The following is a 4,366-nucleotide window of genomic DNA, read 5'->3' as shown; positions in this document are numbered from 1 at the left end:
GGCCGGGGGGGTTCTGCCGCTGGTCAGGCGGGGTTTCGCCGCCCAGCGGGCGGGGCTCCGCCGCCTGTCGGCGGATTCCGCCCGCCGACCCGGCGGGCACCGGCCGCCGGACGCGACCCGCCGCCAGTCGCGCGGGGGTCCCAACGCCACTCAGGAGATCGTTCGCCGGTCGCGCGGGGATTCCACCGCCCCCCGACCTGGCGCGGCCCTGCCATCGCGACTCCTCCCGCCGCCGGTCGCGCGGCGCACCGGGTTGGGGTACCGCCCCCGTCAGGCGGGGTTCCCTCGCACGGCGGCCCGCGGCGTTTACGTGGTCTGCCTCGCCCGGGGTGGGAGCCCTGCGCGGGAGCCGCGCCGTCGGCGCCACCGGCCGGGGTGCCGTGGGGGCCGTCGCCGTACCCTCGACCCATGACTGACGACCGGCCCGCCGAGGCTCCCGCGCCGCTCCTCCGGAAGATCGACACCCTTACCGTCCTCTCCCCCGCGCAGGCCGACGCCGTGCTCGCGCTCCTCGCGGAGGCCGCCCGCGCCGACGGGCAGCAGGCGGTCTCCGAGCAGGGGCGGCTCCAGCTCCGCGGCGGGGCCCGCGAGGGCGTGCGGCATCTGCTGCTCAGCGTCGGCGACCAGCTCGCCGGGTACGCGCAACTGGAGGACACCGACCCCGTGGAGGCCCCCGCCGCCGAGCTGGTCGTGCACCCCGCGCACCGCGGCCGCGGCCACGGCAGGGCGCTCGGCTCGGCGCTGCTGGGCGAGTCCGGGCGGCGCCTTCGCGTATGGGCGCACGGCGGGCACCCCGCCGCCCGGCACCTGGCGCAGGTGCTCGGCCTCGCCCTCTTCCGGGAACTGCGGCAGATGCGGCGCCCGTTGACGGACCTGAAGCTGCCCGAGCCGGTCCTCCCCGAGGGCGTGTCCGTACGTACCTTCGTGCCCGGACAGGACGACGCGGCCTGGCTCGCGGTGAACGCCGAGGCCTTCGCCCACCACCCCGAACAGGGCTCCCTCACCCAGCGCGACCTGGACGACCGCAAGGCGGAGCCGTGGTTCGACCCGGCCGGCTTCTTCCTCGCCGAGAAGGACGGGGAGCTGGTCGGCTTCCACTGGACGAAGGTGCACGCGCAGGAGGAGCTCGGAGAGGTGTACGTCGTCGGGGTCCGCCCCGGCGCCCAGGGCGGCGGCCTCGGCAAGGCCCTGACCACGACGGGCCTGCGCCACCTCGCGCAAGCGGGCCTGCCGACCGCGATGCTGTACGTGGACGCGGACAACAAGGCGGCCGTGAGCGTCTACGAGCGGCTGGGCTTCGTGACGCACGAGACGGACCTGATGTACCGCACGGAGTCCTGAGCGCGTCAGCTCAGGCCAGCACGGCAGAGCACGAGAGCGCGGAGGGCGCGGCGCTCCCCGGGGAGACCCGAGGAGGACCGCGCCCTCACGCGTACGCCCGTCGGGCGCCCCGCCAGTCCCCGCCGCCTACTTCGCCGCGACCTCCGTAAGACACATCGAGAACTGCACCCGGCCCCGCCGGGTCTGCTCGTAACGGGACTGCCCCGCCTTGCACTCGGTCTCGCCCAGACCCGCGACCTCGTACTCCGCCTTCGCGTTCCCGCAGTCGATGACCTCCATGTCGGGGCTGCCCTCCGAACCCTTGTTCTGGACGCAGTCGCCGACCTCGGCCGACGCGGGCCGCTTGGCGCTCTCGCTGTCGGAGCCGCTGGAGTTGCCCCGGCTCGTGTACATCCACACGCCCGCGACGACCGCCGCGATGAGCAGCACCGCCACCTTCATCAGGGGCGAGAGGGCGCCGAACGCGCCGCTGCCACCGCCCTGCGGGATGTGAGAACTCCGGCGCCGGGCTCGCTGAGGCACGGACAAGGTGGGACCCCCGTAAATCGTGTTCACGTCAATGCTGAGCCGCAGACGTTACTTGACAGCGACCGGAGCCCTGCACCACCCTTTCACTACTCAATTAGTGAAAGGGTGGTGCAAGGCAGTGGTCGAATACCGCATCGACCGGCGCAGCGGCGTCGCCACCTACCTCCAGATCGTCCAGCAGACCCAACAGGCCCTGCGCCTGGGCCTGCTGGCCCCCGGCGACAAGCTGCCCACGGCACGCGAGGTCGTCGCGGCCACCGCCATCAATCCGAACACCGTGCTCAAGGCCTACCGCGAACTGGAGCGCGAGGGCCTCGTCGAGGCCCGCCGAGGCCTCGGCACCTTCGTGCGCAAGTCACTGGGCAGCGCCCCGGCCGACTCACCGCTCCGGGGGGAGCTCGCCGAGTGGGCCGCGCGGGCCAGGGCGGCGGGCCTGGAGAAGGACGACGTGGCGGCGCTCTTCAACGCCGTACTCGAAGAACAGTTCGCACCGCCGCGAGAACCGACGGCCACCCGCGCACAGACGGCCACCCGCACACCGACGGCCACTCACACACCGGCCGTCTCACCCGCACCGGCCGCTACACCGGCCCCGGCCGCTTCACCCGCACCGACCAGGGGGGACTCCGCATGACCGACACCGCCATCGAGGCGCGCGCCCTGACCAAACGCCACGGCCGCCGCCGCGCCCTGCACGACTGCTCGTTCCGCCTGCCCGTCGGGCGGATCTGCGCGGTCGTCGGCCCCAACGGCGCCGGCAAATCCACCCTGCTCGCCCTCGCGGCCGGCCTCGCCCGCCCCACCGAGGGCACCCTGACCGTCCTCGGCACCAGCCCCGCGAAGGCCCGCGCCCGCGTGGCGTACGTCGCCCAGGACAAGCCCCTCCACCCACGGCTGACCATCGCCGACACCCTGCGGCTCGGCGCCGAACTCAACCCGGGCCGCTGGGACATGGCCGTCGCCGAGCGCGTCGTCGGCGGCGCCGGCCTCGACCCGCGCGCCCGCGTCCGTACGCTCTCCGGCGGCCAGCGCACCCGCGTCGCCCTCGCCCTCGCGCTCGGCAAGCGGGCCGAACTCCTGCTCCTGGACGAGCCGATGGCCGACCTCGACCCGCTCGCCCGCCATCAGCTGATGGGCACGCTCATGGCGGAGGCCGCCGAACACGGCACCACCGTCGTCATGTCCTCGCACATCGTCGGCGAACTGGCCGACTCCTGCGACCACTTGCTCCTCGTCTCCGGCGGGCGGATCCGGCTCGGCGGCGGCATCGACGACCTCGTCGCCGCGCACGCCCTGGTGACCGGCGCGCGCCCGCCCGCCGATCTCGCCCCGCACACGGTCATCGAATCCCGCGCCACCGGACGCGGGGTGACCGCCCTGATCCGCCCCGAGGGCCCACCCGGCGACGGCTGGGAGATCGAGGAACCTTCCCTGGAGGAACTGTTGCTGGCCCATCTCCGCTCACCGGACGCGCCCGCGCTCCTGACGCCGAGCACGACCGCCCCGTCCCGGCCGGGGGTGGCGGCATGAGCATGCCGACTCTGCGGGGCCCGCGCTGGGTGGACGTGCGGGTGCACCGCACCGCGCTATGGACGGGAGGTGCCGTCCTCGCCCTCACGTTGGCCTACATCGGCTGGCTGCGCTGGGCGGCCCACGCCTACCCGGAATCCGAGGGCGACTGCTCCGCAGCCGAACCCTGCGACACCTTCTTCGGCTTCAGCAGCGCCCGCGACCTGCTCTACCTCAGCCTGGAGCGAGGCGCCCTGCTCCTGCTTCTGCTGCCCCTGCTCATCGGTGTCTTCATCGCGGGCCCGATGGTCGCCCGCGAAATGGAGAGCGGGGTGTACAAGCTCTCCTGGACCCAGTCCGTCTCTCCCGCGCGCTGGCTCGCCGCCAAACTGACGACGGCCGCCACGTTGGCCGTGGGCGGCACGCTCTTCCTCATGGCCGCGCTCCAGCTCGGCGGTTCCGACGTGATCGGCATCCGCTGGAACCTCCACTGGGCCGACCGCGGCGTCTACGAGGCCACCGGCCCCGCCCTCGTCGCGTACGACCTGTTCGCCGTGGCCCTCGGCACGCTCATCGGATTGGCCGTGCGCCGCACACTGCTCGCGATGGCCGCAACCGGCATCGTCACCGGCGTCCTCCTGTGGGGCATGGGCAGCCTCCGCTGGCACCTGGTACCCGTGAAGACGGCCAGCGGCCCCGCCACCGACGAGGACCACTTCCCTCCCCTCCGGCTCGACTCCTTCTCCATGGACCAGGGCGTCACCAACGCCGCCGGGGACCGCTTCTACGCATGGCAGTGCGTCCCGAAGCCGCAGTCCGGCTTCTCCTGCCCCACCGACACCAAGATCACCACCTGGTACATGGACTACCACCCCCGATCCCACTTCTGGTACACCCAGCTGATCGAGACCGGCATCGTCCTAGCCCTCGCGACCGCCGCAACGTACGCCGCGTTCCGCCTCCTCCGCCGCCGTACCCCCTGAAACGT

The 4,366-nt window shown here is 73.5% G+C and carries 5 protein-coding genes; 4 read left to right on the top strand and 1 reads right to left on the bottom strand.

The features are described from left to right. The first annotated feature begins 408 nt into the window (after positions 1-408). Positions 409-1,341 (top strand): mycothiol synthase, encoded by a 933-nt coding sequence (mshD, locus tag GKQ77_RS28405; protein WP_219691796.1) that lies wholly within the window; start codon positions 409-411, stop codon positions 1,339-1,341. A gap of 126 nt (positions 1,342-1,467) precedes the next feature. On the opposite strand, the gene GKQ77_RS28400 is transcribed toward mshD, so the two are convergent. Beyond that, on the bottom strand, positions 1,468-1,863 hold the full coding sequence (locus tag GKQ77_RS28400) for an LppU/SCO3897 family protein (RefSeq protein ID WP_219691795.1): 396 nt from the start codon (positions 1,861-1,863) through the stop codon (positions 1,468-1,470). A gap of 124 nt (positions 1,864-1,987) precedes the next feature. On the opposite strand from GKQ77_RS28400, the gene GKQ77_RS28395 reads away from it, so the two are divergent. From GKQ77_RS28395 to GKQ77_RS28385, 3 genes are read left to right on the top strand one after another with little or no spacing between them, the layout of a single operon-like run. Beyond that, positions 1,988-2,503 (top strand): GntR family transcriptional regulator, encoded by a 516-nt coding sequence (locus GKQ77_RS28395; protein ID WP_219691794.1) that lies wholly within the window; start codon positions 1,988-1,990, stop codon positions 2,501-2,503. Next, the gene (locus GKQ77_RS28390) at positions 2,500-3,399 is read left to right on the top strand and encodes an ABC transporter ATP-binding protein (RefSeq protein WP_219691792.1); all 900 of its coding nucleotides are present in this window, start codon (positions 2,500-2,502) and stop codon (positions 3,397-3,399) included. Before GKQ77_RS28395 ends, GKQ77_RS28390 begins: the two co-directional genes overlap by 4 nt. After that, positions 3,396-4,361: an ABC-2 membrane transporter-related protein gene (locus GKQ77_RS28385; protein WP_219691791.1), complete on the top strand. Its 966-nt coding sequence runs from the start codon at positions 3,396-3,398 to the stop codon at positions 4,359-4,361. Before GKQ77_RS28390 ends, GKQ77_RS28385 begins: the two co-directional genes overlap by 4 nt. Positions 4,362-4,366: the final 5 nt, after the last annotated feature.

Origin of the sequence: Streptomyces anatolicus, from assembly GCF_019400875.1 — a bacterium.
Lineage (GTDB): Bacteria > Actinomycetota > Actinomycetes > Streptomycetales > Streptomycetaceae > Streptomyces > Streptomyces anatolicus.
This window is presented reverse-complemented; position numbering and strand designations above follow the sequence as displayed.

Excerpts from the sequence above, each read along its gene's own strand:
- GKQ77_RS28385 (WP_219691791.1), top strand. The coding sequence starts at position 3,396 with ATGAGCATGCCGACTCTGCGGGGCCCGCGCTGGGTGGACGTGCGGGTG.
- GKQ77_RS28390 (WP_219691792.1), top strand. The coding sequence starts at position 2,500 with ATGACCGACACCGCCATCGAGGCGCGCGCCCTGACCAAACGCCACGGC.
- mshD (WP_219691796.1), top strand. The coding sequence starts at position 409 with ATGACTGACGACCGGCCCGCCGAGGCTCCCGCGCCGCTCCTCCGGAAG.